This window comes from Bacillus coreaensis, from assembly GCF_050586445.1.
Lineage (GTDB): Bacteria > Bacillota > Bacilli > Bacillales > Cytobacillaceae > Robertmurraya_A > Robertmurraya_A coreaensis.
In genome coordinates, this window is the sequence record NZ_JBOCCY010000001.1 from 517,251 (window position 1) to 532,526 (window position 15,276).

General features: G+C 37.7%; 18 protein-coding genes. 14 read left to right on the forward strand and 4 right to left on the reverse strand.

Going from position 1 to position 15,276, the window contains the following annotated elements; all coding sequences use genetic code 11:
• The first annotated feature begins 13 nt into the window (after positions 1-13).
• The 3 genes from hutI to ACQ5H4_RS02735 are packed head-to-tail and all read left to right on the forward strand — an operon-like array spanning position 14 to position 2,905.
• Positions 14-1,258 (forward strand): imidazolonepropionase, encoded by a 1,245-nt coding sequence (gene hutI, locus ACQ5H4_RS02725; protein WP_430773443.1) that lies wholly within the window; start codon positions 14-16, stop codon positions 1,256-1,258.
• Complete coding sequence (gene hutG, locus ACQ5H4_RS02730; protein ID WP_430773444.1) at positions 1,258-2,214, forward strand: formimidoylglutamase; 957 nt, start codon at positions 1,258-1,260, stop codon at positions 2,212-2,214. The genes hutI and hutG overlap by 1 nt, the downstream gene beginning before the upstream one ends.
• A 58-nt stretch (positions 2,215-2,272) precedes the next feature.
• Entirely contained in the window at positions 2,273-2,905 is a 633-nt protein-coding gene (locus tag ACQ5H4_RS02735) for a DUF421 domain-containing protein (RefSeq protein ID WP_430773445.1), read from the forward strand.
• Between the two features lie 38 nt (positions 2,906-2,943).
• Here the strand turns inward: ACQ5H4_RS02735 and ACQ5H4_RS02740 are convergent, their stop codons facing one another.
• Positions 2,944-3,942, reverse strand: a complete 999-nt coding sequence (locus tag ACQ5H4_RS02740) for an LLM class flavin-dependent oxidoreductase (protein WP_430773446.1) — start codon at positions 3,940-3,942, stop codon at positions 2,944-2,946.
• A 133-nt stretch (positions 3,943-4,075) separates the two neighbouring features.
• Here ACQ5H4_RS02740 and ACQ5H4_RS02745 point away from each other — a divergent pair, with 133 nt between their 5' ends.
• A complete protein-coding gene (locus tag ACQ5H4_RS02745) occupies positions 4,076-5,074 on the forward strand; it encodes a glycosyltransferase (protein WP_430773447.1) in 999 nt (332 codons plus the stop codon).
• 85 nt (positions 5,075-5,159) lie between these two features.
• Complete coding sequence (locus tag ACQ5H4_RS02750) at positions 5,160-5,333, forward strand: asparagine synthase (protein ID WP_119708622.1); 174 nt, start codon at positions 5,160-5,162, stop codon at positions 5,331-5,333.
• Positions 5,334-5,443: 110 nt separating this feature from the next.
• Here the strand turns inward: ACQ5H4_RS02750 and ACQ5H4_RS02755 are convergent, their stop codons facing one another.
• Positions 5,444-5,614, reverse strand: a complete 171-nt coding sequence (locus tag ACQ5H4_RS02755) for an SE1832 family protein (protein ID WP_430773448.1) — start codon at positions 5,612-5,614, stop codon at positions 5,444-5,446.
• An 88-nt stretch (positions 5,615-5,702) separates the two neighbouring features.
• On the opposite strand from ACQ5H4_RS02755, the gene ACQ5H4_RS02760 reads away from it, so the two are divergent.
• The gene (locus ACQ5H4_RS02760; RefSeq protein WP_430773449.1) at positions 5,703-5,888 is read left to right on the forward strand and encodes a hypothetical protein; all 186 of its coding nucleotides are present in this window, start codon (positions 5,703-5,705) and stop codon (positions 5,886-5,888) included.
• A gap of 33 nt (positions 5,889-5,921) precedes the next feature.
• On the opposite strand, the gene ACQ5H4_RS02765 is transcribed toward ACQ5H4_RS02760, so the two are convergent.
• Positions 5,922-6,107, reverse strand: coding sequence for a hypothetical protein (locus tag ACQ5H4_RS02765; protein ID WP_430773450.1), 186 nt, complete (start codon positions 6,105-6,107; stop codon positions 5,922-5,924).
• A gap of 132 nt (positions 6,108-6,239) precedes the next feature.
• On the opposite strand from ACQ5H4_RS02765, the gene ACQ5H4_RS02770 reads away from it, so the two are divergent.
• The gene (locus ACQ5H4_RS02770) at positions 6,240-7,499 is read left to right on the forward strand and encodes an erythromycin esterase family protein (RefSeq protein ID WP_430773452.1); all 1,260 of its coding nucleotides are present in this window, start codon (positions 6,240-6,242) and stop codon (positions 7,497-7,499) included.
• 41 nt (positions 7,500-7,540) lie between these two features.
• On the opposite strand, the gene ACQ5H4_RS02775 is transcribed toward ACQ5H4_RS02770, so the two are convergent.
• Positions 7,541-7,786, reverse strand: coding sequence for a YkuS family protein (locus tag ACQ5H4_RS02775; protein WP_430773453.1), 246 nt, complete (start codon positions 7,784-7,786; stop codon positions 7,541-7,543).
• A 167-nt stretch (positions 7,787-7,953) separates the two neighbouring features.
• On the opposite strand from ACQ5H4_RS02775, the gene ACQ5H4_RS02780 reads away from it, so the two are divergent.
• From ACQ5H4_RS02780 to ACQ5H4_RS02810, 7 genes are all read left to right on the forward strand, one after another.
• A complete protein-coding gene (locus ACQ5H4_RS02780) occupies positions 7,954-8,082 on the forward strand; it encodes a hypothetical protein (protein WP_430773454.1) in 129 nt (42 codons plus the stop codon).
• A gap of 171 nt (positions 8,083-8,253) precedes the next feature.
• Positions 8,254-9,090: a rhamnulose-1-phosphate aldolase gene (rhaD, locus tag ACQ5H4_RS02785; RefSeq protein WP_430773455.1), complete on the forward strand. Its 837-nt coding sequence runs from the start codon at positions 8,254-8,256 to the stop codon at positions 9,088-9,090.
• A gap of 167 nt (positions 9,091-9,257) precedes the next feature.
• Positions 9,258-10,601 carry a diguanylate cyclase gene (locus ACQ5H4_RS02790; RefSeq protein ID WP_430773456.1) on the forward strand — a complete coding sequence of 448 codons (1,344 nt, stop codon included), beginning with the start codon at positions 9,258-9,260 and terminating at the stop codon, positions 10,599-10,601.
• Positions 10,602-11,123: 522 nt separating this feature from the next.
• Positions 11,124-12,170, forward strand: coding sequence for a TRAP transporter substrate-binding protein (locus ACQ5H4_RS02795; protein WP_430773457.1), 1,047 nt, complete (start codon positions 11,124-11,126; stop codon positions 12,168-12,170).
• Positions 12,171-12,294: 124 nt separating this feature from the next.
• Positions 12,295-12,786: a TRAP transporter small permease gene (locus tag ACQ5H4_RS02800; RefSeq protein ID WP_430773458.1), complete on the forward strand. Its 492-nt coding sequence runs from the start codon at positions 12,295-12,297 to the stop codon at positions 12,784-12,786.
• Positions 12,787-12,837: 51 nt separating this feature from the next.
• Complete coding sequence (locus tag ACQ5H4_RS02805; RefSeq protein ID WP_430773459.1) at positions 12,838-14,115, forward strand: TRAP transporter large permease; 1,278 nt, start codon at positions 12,838-12,840, stop codon at positions 14,113-14,115.
• Between the two features lie 116 nt (positions 14,116-14,231).
• A complete protein-coding gene (locus ACQ5H4_RS02810; protein ID WP_430773460.1) occupies positions 14,232-15,239 on the forward strand; it encodes a LacI family DNA-binding transcriptional regulator in 1,008 nt (335 codons plus the stop codon).
• Positions 15,240-15,276 lie beyond the last annotated feature (37 nt).

The following is a 15,276-nucleotide window of genomic DNA, read 5'->3' on the forward strand; positions in this document are numbered from 1 at the left end:
AAAGGTGATCATGATGTACGATTTGCTTTTATTTAATATCGGTCAGCTGATTCTCCCAGCTTCCTCATCTCGTCCACTAAAAGGCGAGGAAATGAAGCATCTACACGTAATCGAAAAAGCAGCACTTGCGGTAAAAGAGGGAAGTGTTGCATGGATAGGTCATTCGGAAGAAGGGGAGAAGCTAGAAGCTTTGTCTTTTCTAGACGTCCAGGGTAAAGTGGTCTCTCCTGGTCTAGTTGATCCTCATACCCATTTCGTATTTGCAGGATCACGGGAACATGAATTGGCACTAAAACAGGCTGGCGTTCCTTATCTAGACATTCTAGCCTCTGGAGGAGGAATTCTATCAACTGTCCAATCCACAAAAAACAGTACTGAAGACGAATTGCTTGCAAAGTCTTCTTTTCATCTAGATCGAATGATCTCTTATGGAGTAACAACGGTGGAAGGTAAAAGTGGTTATGGTCTTGATCGCGAAACGGAACTAAAGCAGCTACGGGTAATGAAGAAACTACAGGAAAAGTATCCCATTCAATTGGTATCAACCTTCCTAGGTCCTCATGCAGTTCCGCCCGAATTTAAGGGGAAAAGTGATCTATTTTTAGATGAGATGATTTCTATGTTAAAGGACATTAAAGAGAAGTCACTGGCTGAGTATGTAGATATTTTTTGTGAAACAGGAGTTTTCACTGTCGACCAATCTAAGCGGTTTTTAGAAGAAGGGAAGAGGCTCGGTTTTGGAATGAAAATCCATGCAGATGAAATTGATTCTCTTGGTGGCACAGAGTTAGCGGTAACAATAGGCGCAATGAGTGCCGACCATTTAGTGGCAGCTTCTGAAGAAGGAATTAAACAGCTAGGTACTAGTAATACGGTAGCGGTGTTATTACCAGGTACTACGTTTTATCTGGGGAAAGAGCATTATGCAAAGGCGAGAAAAATGATCGACGCAGGTGCAGCTGTGGCTTTGGCAACAGACTTTAATCCAGGAAGTTGTGTAACGGAGAATCTCCAAATGATTATGTCTTTAGCAGCATTAAAACTAAAGATGTCAGCAGAGGAGATATGGAACGCTGTAACGATAAACGCAGCCTTTGCTATCGGGAAAGAGAATGTGGCAGGAACATTAAAAATTGGTGCACTAGCCAATTTTGTTATATGGGATATTCCCAATTATCAATATCTTCCGTACCATTTTGGTGTGAATCATGCAAACTCCGTGTATGTTGCAGGGAAAATGATTCGGAGGAATGAGTAATGAGCTTTGAATACGTAACGTTTGGGAAGGAAGCTGTCTTCCGAGATCGACATGTGACAAAGGTGTCTGAAACCATAGTGCCATTTAGTAAAGGTGAGAAAGGAGAGATTGGTATCATCGGTCTCCCACTCTCGAAAACATCTATCTCTCTTTCACAGGCAGCCGAGGCACCGCAAAAAATTCGTTCTCACTTTAAAAGCTTCACCACCTATTCTGGGGAAGCAGACAAGGATCACCATGACATGAAAATACTAGACTATGGTGATTGCCTCACTCATCCAACTGATTTAACTGAGTCGATTGAGCGAATATATCAAAGTGTGTCAGATATGCTTAAGGAGAAATCCTGTGAACGTTATGTGATCTTAGGTGGTGACCATGGAGTGAGTTTTCCCTCGATTCGTGCCTTTTCGGAAAACCTTGGCCGAATAGGAGTCATTCAATGGGATGCTCATCATGATGTACGAAATTTTGAAGATGGTGGACGAACAAATGGTACCCCTTTTCGTAGTTTAATTGAAAGTGGATATCTTAAGGGAGATGACCTTGTTCAAATTGGAATAAGAGATTTTTCTAATTCAAAGGTTTATCGTGAATACACAAGAGAAAAAGGGATACATGTTTACACAATGAGTGATATAGAAAAAATAGGATTAGCTGCGATTCTAATAAATGAATTGACACGTTTAGAGAAAGAAGTAGATTATCTATACTTGTCTGTTGATATGGATGTTGTGGATCAAGCCTTTGCTCCAGGCTGTCCAGCTATCGGTCCCGGGGGTTTTACGAGTAGAGAGTTACTATCTTCTATTGAAATAGCTTCTGCTCATCCAAAGGTAAAGGCTATGGATATTGTTGAAGTTGACCCATCAAAGGATGTTCGTGAGATGACTTCAAGACTTGCTGCTTTTTCAATGTTGAAGTTTATGTACTCGAAAAGGGAAACATTTGAATGAAAAGAGTGAGTGACTGGAACACTATACCCATAAATTACATCACCTAGGAGGAAAAGTATTGCAGTTTGATTGGGTATGGCACGCCATATTAATTGTAATTGTTGGCACGTTACTCCTTCGCGTTGCGGGTAGGAAATCCATTTCGCAGATGACACTTGCTCAGACAGTGATAATGATTGGGCTTGGGTCACTATTGATACAACCAGTCACTGGAAGAGGTCTTTTTGTTACCTTTGCAGTTGGAGGAGTACTTGTCTTAACTCTTGTGGTAATAGAATTTTTGCAGATTAAATCAGACAAAATTGAAAAATTTATTACCGGTAAATCAAAGATACTAATAGAAAAAGGTCAATTAAATGAAAAAGCCCTGAGAAAGCTACGTATGACTGTTGATCAGCTTGAAATGGCATTAAGACAATCAAGTGTAAATAAGATTTCAGATGTAGAGTGGGCAACATTAGAGCCAAATGGAAGAGTTGCATTCATTTTAAAAACATCAGCACAACCAGTTACAACAAAACAGTTTGAATCTCTAAAACAAGACGTACAAACGATAAAGACTTTGTTGGAGGCATTTATGCTATTAGATACAAGTGTTCCAAAGCAGGATCCTTTACCAAACAATAGTGACTTGTTCAAAGAGGTTAAAAACAAATCACATGAATATGATGTGCCGAAGCATCTACAATAGTAGAAAGGAGTAGCTTTTTGAATAGCTACTCCTTTCTATTATTTTCTTAAAGCATCTGCAACAATCTCGTATGACTTCAGTCTTGTTTCATGGTCGAAAATTTGCGTATGAATCATTAACTCGTCTGCTTGTGTGTCATGTAAAAAGTCCTCGAGTTTTGCTTTTACCGTGTCACGGTCCCCGACAATTGGTTCACCAAACTGCTGCAGTAGAGTTGCCTTTTCATACGGACTCCAAATCTCATCCATGTTTTCAACAGGTGGTGGAAGCTGACCAGGGTTACCTCTAATTAGATTAAGAAATTGCTGTTGCATGCTGGTTGCTAGTCTTTTTGCTTCTTCACCAGTATCTGCAGCAACGACATTTGCCGCAACCATAGCGTATGGTTTGTCTAACACTTCAGATGGACGGAAATGTTGGCGGTATAATTGCAAAGCAGGTAAAGTGTATAAAGGTGAAAAATGGCTAGCAAAGGCGAAAGGTAGCCCTAGTTGTCCAGCAAGTTGCGCACTAAAACCGCTTGAACCAAGTAGCCAAATAGGAACGGTTTGACCTTCACCAGGAAAGGCACGAACCCTTTTATCATCACTCGGTATGAAGTAGGATTGTAATTCCTCGAGCTGCTCAGGAAAATCGTTGCCATCACTTCTTCTCTCTCTTCTTAATGCATGAGCCGTTATTTGGTCGGTTCCAGGAGCACGGCCAAGTCCTAAATCAATTCGGCCAGGAAACAAAGCTTCAAGAGTACCAAACTGTTCTGCAATAACAAGGGGAGCATGGTTAGGGAGCATGATTCCACCTGAACCAACACGGATCGTTGACGTATGGCCAGCCACATGAGAGATAACGACAGAGGTCGCTGCACTTGCTATCCCTGGCATATTGTGATGCTCTGCTAGCCAATAGCGGTGGTAACCTAATGATTCTACATGCTGAGCAAGAGAGGCAGAATTACGCAATGCTTGTGAAGCAGATCCTCCTTGTACAATGGGAACTAAATCCAATACAGACAGAGGAATGTTTTTATTTTCAATCATATCTATCATCTTCTTTCGTTTTCCTAAATAATGAACAGTTGTATTTTAGCAAGTAATTGCTTGTTATCAAAATAATTTGCTTTGTAAATATGTTAAAATCATTTTATTGAATTAAATATTGGGGATGAAGTGTATGACAAAAGTCGGGTTAGTTATGAGAAAGATACAGTTTAGCGAGGCACAAGGTCCTCGAATATTTGCAGAACGTTTAAAATCAATCTCAAGTGAGCTTGGAATAGAAATTGTATTTATTTCTCCTGAAAGACATGTAAGTGGATATGATTGGCTTCCAGGTTATGAACATGAAAAAGGAGATCTTGTCAATTATGATATCGTCTTAGACCAAATCTATTCTCAAAAAATAGACCATGTGATTTACACGGTCTCTGGTTTTACTTTTTTAAATATGTTCTTAAAGAATAGTGTTTTATTTCCACATAGCTTCCCAGATCCAGCTTTAACAGGTTATGAAATGATGAAGCCGTTTTACTCCATTGTGGACAAGGCTATTGTTCAAACTGAATTTTTAAAAGGGGAAATGGCGAGAAATTTTGGTGTTCACGATGTGACAGTCATACCGATTGGCTTTAATGAGGAGATGGCAACTAAATATTATGACCCTTCCCAAGTAGTTAACAATCGTCTCCTTTGGATTGGAAGAGATGAAGAAAATAGGCGTCCAGATCTAGTGATTGAATATGCAAAACAAAACCCTCAAACGGAAGTGTACATGGTCTTTGGGGGTGAGCGTTATAGGGAAAGTATGAAAAAATATGATATTCCTTCAAACGTGAAACTACAATTTGCACTTTCACAAGATGAAGTTTTTGCTTTGATGAATTCTTCCAAAGTCTATTGGAGCAGCTCAAAGTTTGACACATTTGCCATGCCGCTAACCGAGGCACTAGCTATGGGCAAGATTGTTGTAAAGCCTGAACATCCTTGCTATAACCATATTAGTGCACCACATTCTTTTGCTGGTAATGAGCAAAATTGGTTTGAGCTAGTAAATATGGCATTAAATTCTGCTATTCAGACATCAATGGCCAATCGAGACTATGCGTTTAGTGCATTCTCAAGTACTGTAATGAAAAAAGGATATGATAAATTTTTCAATGGGTGGATCAAATAAAGAAGCTAGCATAACAACCCAACCTAAGAGCAAAATAAGGAGGGTGTTACAACACCCAATAACGATGTGTGGAGGGATTCAAGCGATGAATATACGCGAAGGTTTAATTCCAACTGCATTAGGTTCTGCTGTGACTGCCACTGGGTATGCACTGAAACAAAAACGTGGAGCAAACAAAATGGTTGCGAATACGGTTTTTGGTTTCGGCTTAGCACATGTCGTTTTAGGGGTCATTGACCTAGTCCAACACCGTCGTTAAAAAGAAACGGGCAGCGAATGCTGCTCGTTTCTTTTTTATTGGTTAACAGTAATTATATTATGTAAACTAAAATCAGAATTCAAAGTGGCTTTAAATGAGCCACTTTACTCTTATTTCTCCATCGAATGATAATACGCTAATTCCTTCTCAATTTCCTGAAGCTTTCCTTCTAGTTTTTCAACAGATTGATTAAATGATTCAAGCTTTTCAATATCGTTTTGAATTTGTACATATTCCACTTTTAGTTCTGAAATCTTTAGTTCAATTTCTTGAATTGTCATCCTTTCACACCACTTTCTATTTTTTATGCATAGTTTTAGTGTAACGCAGAAACCTAAGATGTACAAAAAATGTAAGGAGGTATGAAAAGTGAGTGACTGGAACGAACAAGCGGCACCAAATAATAATCTTTCTCCTAAAACCATTCGTACATCTAAGCTTGTTGGACAGAAGGGTGCAGACACCCATACATTTTCAGAAGAGCTAGCAGATGGGGGAGAGAGAGACGATCTAATTAACAAGCAATTAAAAAGCCACCAGCCAGGCATGGGCTGATCTGTTTGCTAAGGCACCCTTATGGGGTGCTTTTTATAAGTTTTCGTTTTGCTGTTTGATTTCATCTCCCGTAATGATTTGGTTTGCTACTTCTTGATCTTTGTGCTCATCAACCGAATCACCAGGGATATTTTTCAAATTAGGGTAATCCCCCCCATTTTGGATGGTCACTTGATTTTGACTGACTGCATTGGTTAAGTATTCGTTATTTTTTTTCAACCATATCATCTCCTTTTTTTAATAGGCTTTGACAATTTTTAATTGTTTATGCCCAAATGTGTTCTGCAGGTATTTCCATACTTTGTTCATCTTCTGTATGGAAAAAATAAAGTGATGATTAGGAGGGGACATATGCGTATTAATGATAAAAGAATTAAAGATATACAAAATCACTCTGTTCGTTTTGACACCTATGATGATTTATTCGAAATAGTGGAGGTAGCTGGGGAAGCTGACTTTGTTTTATTAGGGGAGGCTACCCACGGTACCAGTGAATTTTATAAAATTCGAGCTGAAATTACAAAGAAATTAATAGAAGAAAAGGGCTTTTCCTTTGTTGCTGTCGAGGGAGATTGGCCCTCTTGTTTTACGGTTAATGAGTATGTTAAGGGCTATCGTGATGGGGAAGTAAAAAATGCCTTTTCTCATTTTAACCGCTGGCCAACTTGGATGTGGGCAAATGAAGAAGTTATGGATTTTATCACTTGGTTAAAGCAGCATAACACAAGGACTCATTCCCAAGTTGGTTTCTATGGAATTGATGTGTATAGTCTTTGGGAGTCGATGGATGAAATCATTTACCAGCTTGAAAAAGTGTCACCTTCTCTTGTGGATCCTGCGAAAAAGGCTTTCGAATGCTTTGAACCATTTAACCGTAAAGCAGAAGACTATGCCGTGTCTGCCGCCTTTTATGGTGAAGGTTGTACAGAGGAAGTGTTAAATGTTTTAGTAACCCTTCAACAAAATAAGCACAAATATGATGGGAAAAACGAGCAAGGCTTAAATATAGACATAAACAGTTTGGTGATGTTAAATGCTGAGAGATATTACCGGGCTATGGCAAAAAGTGGACCAGAGGACTGGAATATACGAGATGGCCATATGGTAGCAGCTCTAGAGAAAATCATAGCATCTCATCAAAAAAAGGCGAAATGTGTGGTGTGGGAACATAATACTCACTTAGGAGATGCTCGTGCGACAGACATGGCGGAGGAAGGATTAGTAAATGTAGGCCAATTGCTACGAGAGAAGTACGGAAATCGTGTGTATGCAGTCGGATTTGGTACACACCGTGGAACAGTTATTGGGGCTCGCGAGTGGGGTGGCAAGGTTGAGGAGCTTCCGGTTCCGAATGCTAGAAAGGGAAGCTGGGAGTATATTCTCCATGAAGCAGGTTCTTATAATAAGTACTTATTGTTTGATAATAATAACAGAGAGTTGTTTAATGATGTCATTGGACATCGTGCGATCGGTGTAGTATACAATCCTGAAGTAGAGCATTTAGGGAATTATGTTCCAACTAGAGTTTCAGACAGGTACGATTGTTTTATCCATGTAGATGAAACAAATGCCGTATCCCCATTATTTAAAAAACAAGCTGTTCAATTATAAAATCGGTTGGGTTTTCCCAACCGATTTCTATTATTGACTACTTATTTTCCCATTCTTTGTTCAACCTGACGACATACCTCATCAGCAGAAAGACCGTTTGCTTCAATTACAGGCCCTTGAATACTAGTATCAGACATCCCCATTACGTTTGAGTCAATCCCTGTAACTACACAGCATTCACAGCCTTGTACATCAGATTCCTGCTTAAGCTCAACAACATCGTATCCTTTTTCACGAAGAGCACTAGTGATATTCGATAATGATTCCTCAACTCCAACTCTTGGCATATGTACCACCTCCTCCAACTCTAAGTTTCCCAATTTATTATTGTTTAATTCCATCTTTTGTGTGATCAAAATTGTGAGCATCAGGCAGAATATAAATCAAATTAATAAGTTTCTTGGGTAATCACATAATAAAACGGTCATGTTATTTCATTTCTGGAGGGGAAATTATGAGTAAAACAGAAGAGTTAAAACAGGAATTGCAGGTCTTGACTGGTCGGCGTGAACGCATGCAGAAGAACCTTTATGAAGTGGAAAAACGTATTAATGAGATTATTAAGGAATTGAAAAAATACTAAACGGAGTGGGAGCACCCCTGTTGATTGTTTTTGTATGTGTTTTTGACAGAATTATGAACAAAACAAAAATAAACAAATATATATTATTTTGTTTTGTTGATTTATCTTTTGTTTGAGTGTATTATTATGGTATAAACAAACAAAAACAAAAACCGGGATCAGGTGAGTGTAATGAATAAAGATATTTTACAATCTAAATTTGTTAAGGAAATGAAGGAAGCAACAGCTAATTTATACCGTCTAGGATGGGACGAAAGAAATGGTGGAAACATTAGTTATTTGTTAACAATGGAAGAAGTATATCCTTACTTAGATGGAAATATAGAGGTCCGTACAATACCGATGAATTTTGACGCCTCTTCTCTTGCTGGAAGATATTTTATTGTAACTGGTTCAGGCAAATATTTTAAAAATGTAACAAATGACCCAGCTGTTAACCTCGGATTAATTCGAATTTCTGAGGATGGTAGACATTACGACATTCTTTGGGGCTTTGAAGGTGGAGGAGTAGCAACAAGTGAATTACCGACACACTTGATGAACCATATGAAACGCTTAGCTGTAGACCCAAATCATCGTGTGATCATGCACTGCCATGCGACTCATTTGTTAGCTATGACTTTTACTCACAGTCTCAAGGAAAAAGACTTTACAAAAACTCTTTGGGAAATGTGTACAGAATGTATTGTTGTTTTCCCAGATGGTGTGTCTATTATTCCATGGATGGTACCTGGAACAGATGCGATTGGTGAAGAGACAGCTGTGAAAATGGAAAATGCAAGACTTGTACTATGGCCACACCATGGAGTATTTGGAGCAGGAACGACAATTGACGAAACGTTCGGATTAATCGAAACCGCTGAAAAAGCAGCTGAAGTATACACAATCGTTTGTTCACAAGGCGGTAAGAAACAAACGATATCTGACGAACAACTACAATCTTTAGCTGATGCATTTAAGGTAATCCCGAGAGAAGGAATATTGGAGCTAACAAATGTAAGTAAATAGTTGAGAAATCTAAGAACCATTTGTACGGTGTAAACCTAACGAATGGTTCTTTATTTCATCTCACCAAAAAGAAATTTTTTCCTATACTTTTTGTAGGGCTTTTATACTAAAATGGATATATAACTAAAAAATACTAATGATTGTTTATAAGAGAAGGGTGAAATGAAATGAGTAACACGAATCCATTCTCGTTATTTGATGCGCAGGCAATTCTAACGGAGGACCTACTTACTTTATCGGAAAATGAAAAACAAGTGCGTTTTTTAATTGATATGATACAGGAGTTTATCGTTGTAAAGGACGGATTTGGTAGGTGGATAGTCACAAACCTACAAGTTTTGGAAGCATATGAGCTCGAGGGAATCGACTATCGAGGAAAAACAGACTTGGAGTTAGCTGAATTACAACCAAAATTTAGAGAGTCTTTTGAATATAACACAAGGACTGATGAGCAGGCTTGGATAAAAGGTTCAGCTTTAAAAATTGAGAAAACGATTTTGGGTCAAGTATGGGAGGTGATCAAAACTCCTTTCTTTGAAGAATCTGGAGAACGTCATCATATGGTCATTGTCAGTAGAAACATAACCGAACGAAAAAAAGCAGAGGCTCAACTTCAGGAAAGTGAGCGGACATACCGATTGATTGCTGAGAATATGAAGGATATTATTATTACGGTTAATGAAGAAGGAAACGTTCTATACTTATCTCCTTCTTTTGAGCATATCCTTGGTTTCACAGCTGATGAATTTATTGGTAAACCATTGCTTCCCAATATGCATCCTGATGATGCGCGGAGAATTAATCAAATGATTGAAGATATGGTAGATAGTAGTATCCTAAAAAATAAAATTGAGAGTCGATTACAAAGAGCCGATGGGAATTATATATGGTATGAATCCATTTGTTCATGTGTTTTTAAGAAAAATGGAGAATTTGATCATGTTATTATAGCAGCTCGAGACATTACTGATCGAAAAAACAATGAGTCATACTTAGAAAAGCTTGCTTACCAAGATGCACTAACAGGTGTTTATAATAGACGCTTTCTGATGGAAAAATTACCCAATATACTATTAGACTCTGAAATAAGTGGAACAAAGGTTGGGTTAATTTACTTTGATATCGACTCATTCAAACATGTAAATGATACGATGGGGCATGAGATAGGGGATCAATTACTTATACAATTCGTGAAACGGCTTCAATCAAATCTTCGTATCACGGATCCAATTATACGTAATGGAGGAGATGAGTTTATCGCCATAGTCCCGAACCTACCAAGTGACCATTACATTGTTCCTATCGCGTATATGTTATGCGATTCATTAAGGGAACCTTGGATGCTAAATGGCAGGGTGGTGGAAGTTACATCATCATTGGGAGTAGCCGTCTTCCCGAAGGACGGAAATACTGTACAAAACATTTTATCAAATGCGGATAAGGCGCTTTATAAGGCAAAATTGAAAGGTAAGAGCCGAGTAGAGATATATAGAGAAGAGATGGGAAAATAAAGGCTTTTACCAAGCCTTTATTTTTTATTGAATTTAATAAAAATTAGATCGATATAATAAAATAGATAGGATTCTAGGTTTAAGTAATGAATAAAAATATGTATTGAATTCCTATAAACAGTAGAAAAATGCGTGACCATGCTTTGTTTTAATAGGAATTAGTACCGTTTGAATTTACAAACAATTGAGAATCTTTTAAAAAAATAGTTGTTTTACTCAATTTATCTGTTATATACTATAAACACAGAGAAATTATGGATATAAATTAGATCGATTTAATTCCTTCCGTTTATATCCTTAAAGTTAGATCAAGTAGGTAGGAGAGGGGAGATCTAGTTAACGATAAAAGTAATTAAATCGATCTCATTAATGAAAGCGCATTCTGATTTGTTAAACTTTTATAATTGTTCACACGGTCAAAGAGGGGTCAGAGGTAAGTTATTGTGATTTTTTGAAAGCGTTATCTTTTTTAAGTGTTTAAATGTTTAGTTTCTAAAACTATCAATAAGGAGTGAATGAGAAATGAAAAGAGTTTTATCATTATTATTCGTCTTATGTTTAATGTTTCTAGGTGCGTGTTCACAACAATCTACAAATAATGAGAATAATGAGGAACCAAAGGATTCCGATGTTAAGACGAGTGAGAAATTAATGAAATTAGCAGTCGTAACTTCAGAAGATCGATCACTTACAAAAGGGTTAGTGAAGTTTGGAGAATTAGTAGAAAGTAAGACAAATGGATCCATCAAAGTAGAAGTATATCCAAACGGTCAACTAGGTGGGGATCGTGAAGTTTTTGAATCGTTACAATTCGGATCCATTCAAGGAACTACAATGTCAACAGGACCAATTGCTCAGTTTGTTCCTAAGTTTAACGTATTTGACTTACCGTTCTTATTTCCGAATTCTGAAGTAGCCTATGAAGTGTTAGATGGAAAGATTGGAACTGATTTATTAGCAGAATTGGAGAGTCAGAATGTAATTGGATTAAACTATTGGGAGAATGGTTTTAGACATTTAACGAATGGTGTAAAGGAAGTAAAAACACCAGATGATGTAAAAGGATTGAAGATTAGAACTCTTGAAAATGACCTCCATATGGATATTTGGTCTGAATTAGGTGCAAACCCAACTCCTATGGCGTTCACAGAATTATTCGCAGGATTACAGCAAGGGGTCGTTGACGGTCAAGAAAATCCAGTAGGAAATGTTACAGCAAATAAATTTTATGAAGTACAAAAATACTTATCGAAGACTGGCCATGTATATAATGCAAGTCCATTCTTAATTAGCAAAGATTTCTGGAATACATTAAGCGATGAGGAAAAGAAGGCAGTACAAGAAGCCGCTGATGAAGCTAGAGATCATCAAAGAGAGTTAAACCAAAAAGAAGATGAAGATGGATATAAATTCCTAACTGAAAATGGTATGACGGTTACTGATATTACAGACGAAGAAAAGGAAGCGTTCCTAGAAAAAGTTAAACCAGTATTTGAGAAGTATTCTGCTAGTATTGGAGAGGATTTTGTAGACGAATTATTAGCAGAAATAAACAAATTGAAAAAATAAGTTAAACCGAGCTTAAGGGGGAAAATCCCCTTAAGCTTTCATCTTATCTCCCGTATACATAAATAAATAAATAAATAAAACATTTAAAAAGAGTATTCTACCTTTAGAAAGAGGTGAATGGAATATGAAAATATTACACTGGCTTGACGAGCATTTTGAAGAGTTATTTATAGGAATTTTTTCCTTTGTAATGGTATTTGTTATTTCGGTGCAGGTATTTATGAGATATGTTCTGCAGGATTCATTACCTTGGTCAGAGGAGTTAGCTAGGTACTGCTTTATTTGGCTAGTGTACTTAGGGATCAGCTATGGAGTGAAAAAACAAAAGCATATGAGTGTGGATGTGCTTTATTTAGCCCTAAAGGGGAAATCACAAGCTGCCTTGAGGATAGTAGGGAATTTATTATTTTTGGCATTTGCTCTTTTTGGAATGATTTATGGATACCAAATTACAATGAAGCTCCTTACATGGGGACAGTTGTCACCTGCTCTTAGTTTGCCAGTTGGTTTTGTTTACTTAGCTGGACCAATTGGAATGGGATTAACAGGTATTCGTTTGATTCAGCAAATTATCCAACAGGTGAAAATTCTTATTGGGAAAGAAGCTTCACAGTAATAACTGCTCTGTTGTTATTTTTAAAATGTAAATGAAACGGAGGGGAAAAAGATGACAGCACTTGTCTTATTTGGCAGTCTTGCTCTATTTTTAATACTTACGGTGCCGATTGGTATTTCAATCGGATTATCAACATTAGTGACCATTTTATATACGGGTTCTATGCCGTTAGAATATTTGGCACAAGGTTTAATCACTTCAATTGATTCATTCCCTCTATTAGCTGTTCCCTTTTTTATTCTAGCGGGGGAGATTATGGGGAAGGGGGGGCTATCTGATAGATTATTTAAAGTTGCTAATACAATTGTTGGAGACAAAACAGGTGGTATTGCTATAGCAGCAATTATTACTTGTATGTTTTTTGCAGCCATTTCAGGATCAGGACCTGCAACTGTTGCTGCTGTTGGGGGAATCATGATACCCGCAATGATTAAACAAGGATACGATAAGAAATTTGCAACAGCAGTTGTCTGTGCTGCGGGTTCTATAGGCGTAATCATACCTCCAAGTATTCCCATGGTTATGTACGGAGTAGTTGGAAGTCAATCAATAGGGAAGTTGTTTATCTCTGGAATCTTACCAGGGATATTAGTCGGTGTCGCCTTAATGATTTGGACGTATATTTATTCCCGAAAACAAGGATACAAAGGAATTGGAAAAAGTACTTTTAGAGAATTCTTGAAAGCTACTTGGGATGCAAAATGGGCACTATTAGTCCCTATTATTATATTAGGGGGAATTTATGGAGGGGTTTTCACTCCAACTGAAGCAGCTGGAATTGCCGTTGTATACGGGTTTATCGCTGGGATATTCTTGTATCGAGAACTTAAAATTAGAGATATACCTCGAATGCTGATCGATAGTGGAATTACAACAGCAACGATTATGCTAATTGTTGGAACAGCAACTGCATTCGGCCGAATACTTACGGTCGAACAAATTCCGAGTCAAATTACAGAGGGATTACTTTCTATTTCTAGTAACCCGATTATTATTCTATTGTTAATCAATATCTTACTTTTAATAGTAGGATGTTTTATGGACACGGTTGCTGCTATTATTATTTTAACGCCACTTTTATTACCTGTAGCAATGAATATTGGAGTAGACCCTATTCACTTTGGTTTAATAATGGTTGTTAATTTGGCTATAGGATTTATTACTCCTCCGCTAGGCGTAAATTTATTTGTGGGGTCTGGAGTTTCAGGGATTTCAATTGAAGCACTAGCGAAAGCGGTTATGCCATTTTTCGTTGCAATGGTTATTTCACTTCTTATTTTAACTTATATACCACAAGTGTCATTATTTTTAGTTGAGTTTATGGAATAACAAAGTTGACACTAATACTTATATACTACATAGTAATAGTATATTAATTGATTAACTGTAGTATTTAAGATACAGACATAGAAACTAAATTATTTTTGGTGAGCTGGTGATTAAAGATGACGCATAAAAAAAGAGTAACTCTGCAAGATGTAGCAAATCATGCTGGCGTTTCCCGGGCGACAGCATCATTAATTGTTCGTGGCAGTTCTAAAATTGCAGAAAAGACAAAACAGAAGGTACTGAATTCAATGCATGAGCTAGGCTACGTGTATGACAGAGTTGCTGCCAATATGCGTTCACAGTCTTCTTCAACAGTTGGATTAATTATTACCGACATCGCGAATCCGTTTTACGCAGAATTACTTAGAGGTGTTCATCATTCTTTAGAGGAAGCAGGTTATACGGTATTCCTAGGTACTACTTTTGATTCAGATGTGAAACAGGAACAGCTTATATCAAGAATGCTCGAACATCGGGTTGGTGGGATCATTTTATGTCCTGTTTCAGAAAGCTCTAAAAATAGTATTGAACGGGTGAAGTCGATCGATATCCCACTTGTTTTAGCGGTGAGGGAGATTGAAAACGTTTCCTGTGATTATGTAGGAATTGACTACGAAGTGGGAGCTCAAATGGCTGTAAACCACCTAATTCATAGAGGCCATAGAAGAATTGCTTTTCTTGGCGGAACTTCCCATTCAACTGCTTGGAAGGAAAGGCGGAATGGCTATTGTAGTGCGTTAAAACAAGCGGGTTTAGATATCGATGAGACACTTATTGTAGAAAGTCTTGTTACTAGAGAAGGCGGAATGGGAGCCATTCGCAAGGTGTTATTCCAGGCGAATCCACCTACGGCTGCCTTCTGTTTTAATGACTTAGTCGCACATGGCGTCATGCTTGGATTAAATGATGCGGGATTAAAACCAGGGCAAGATCTCGCTGTTGTTGGTTTCGATAATAATAATGAGGCACCATTATATAATCCTCCATTAACAACCGTATCTTCATATGCTAGACTTATAGGCTCACAGGCGGCGATTCTGCTTCACCAAAGAATTGTCAATCAAGATCGTGAAAACCAGCGAATTATCTTGCAGCCTGAATTAGTAGTAAGAAAATCTTCGTGATTGCTTGTTTTAACAAAAAAGGGAGCCTATGGGCTCC

Bases quoted from the DNA above. Each gene is read 5' to 3' on its own strand.
- hutI (WP_430773443.1), top strand. From the start codon at position 14: ATGTACGATTTGCTTTTATTTAATATCGGTCAGCTGATTCTCCCAGCT.
- hutG (WP_430773444.1), top strand. From the start codon at position 1,258: ATGAGCTTTGAATACGTAACGTTTGGGAAGGAAGCTGTCTTCCGAGAT.
- ACQ5H4_RS02740 (WP_430773446.1), bottom strand. From the start codon at position 3,942: ATGATTGAAAATAAAAACATTCCTCTGTCTGTATTGGATTTAGTTCCC.
- ACQ5H4_RS02745 (WP_430773447.1), top strand. From the start codon at position 4,076: ATGACAAAAGTCGGGTTAGTTATGAGAAAGATACAGTTTAGCGAGGCA.
- ACQ5H4_RS02750 (WP_119708622.1), top strand. From the start codon at position 5,160: ATGAATATACGCGAAGGTTTAATTCCAACTGCATTAGGTTCTGCTGTG.
- ACQ5H4_RS02755 (WP_430773448.1), bottom strand. From the start codon at position 5,614: ATGACAATTCAAGAAATTGAACTAAAGATTTCAGAACTAAAAGTGGAA.
- ACQ5H4_RS02770 (WP_430773452.1), top strand. From the start codon at position 6,240: ATGCGTATTAATGATAAAAGAATTAAAGATATACAAAATCACTCTGTT.
- ACQ5H4_RS02775 (WP_430773453.1), bottom strand. From the start codon at position 7,786: ATGCCAAGAGTTGGAGTTGAGGAATCATTATCGAATATCACTAGTGCT.
- ACQ5H4_RS02780 (WP_430773454.1), top strand. From the start codon at position 7,954: ATGAGTAAAACAGAAGAGTTAAAACAGGAATTGCAGGTCTTGACTGGT.
- rhaD (WP_430773455.1), top strand. From the start codon at position 8,254: ATGAATAAAGATATTTTACAATCTAAATTTGTTAAGGAAATGAAGGAA.
- ACQ5H4_RS02790 (WP_430773456.1), top strand. From the start codon at position 9,258: ATGAGTAACACGAATCCATTCTCGTTATTTGATGCGCAGGCAATTCTA.
- ACQ5H4_RS02795 (WP_430773457.1), top strand. From the start codon at position 11,124: ATGAAAAGAGTTTTATCATTATTATTCGTCTTATGTTTAATGTTTCTA.
- ACQ5H4_RS02800 (WP_430773458.1), top strand. From the start codon at position 12,295: ATGAAAATATTACACTGGCTTGACGAGCATTTTGAAGAGTTATTTATA.
- ACQ5H4_RS02805 (WP_430773459.1), top strand. From the start codon at position 12,838: ATGACAGCACTTGTCTTATTTGGCAGTCTTGCTCTATTTTTAATACTT.
- ACQ5H4_RS02810 (WP_430773460.1), top strand. From the start codon at position 14,232: ATGACGCATAAAAAAAGAGTAACTCTGCAAGATGTAGCAAATCATGCT.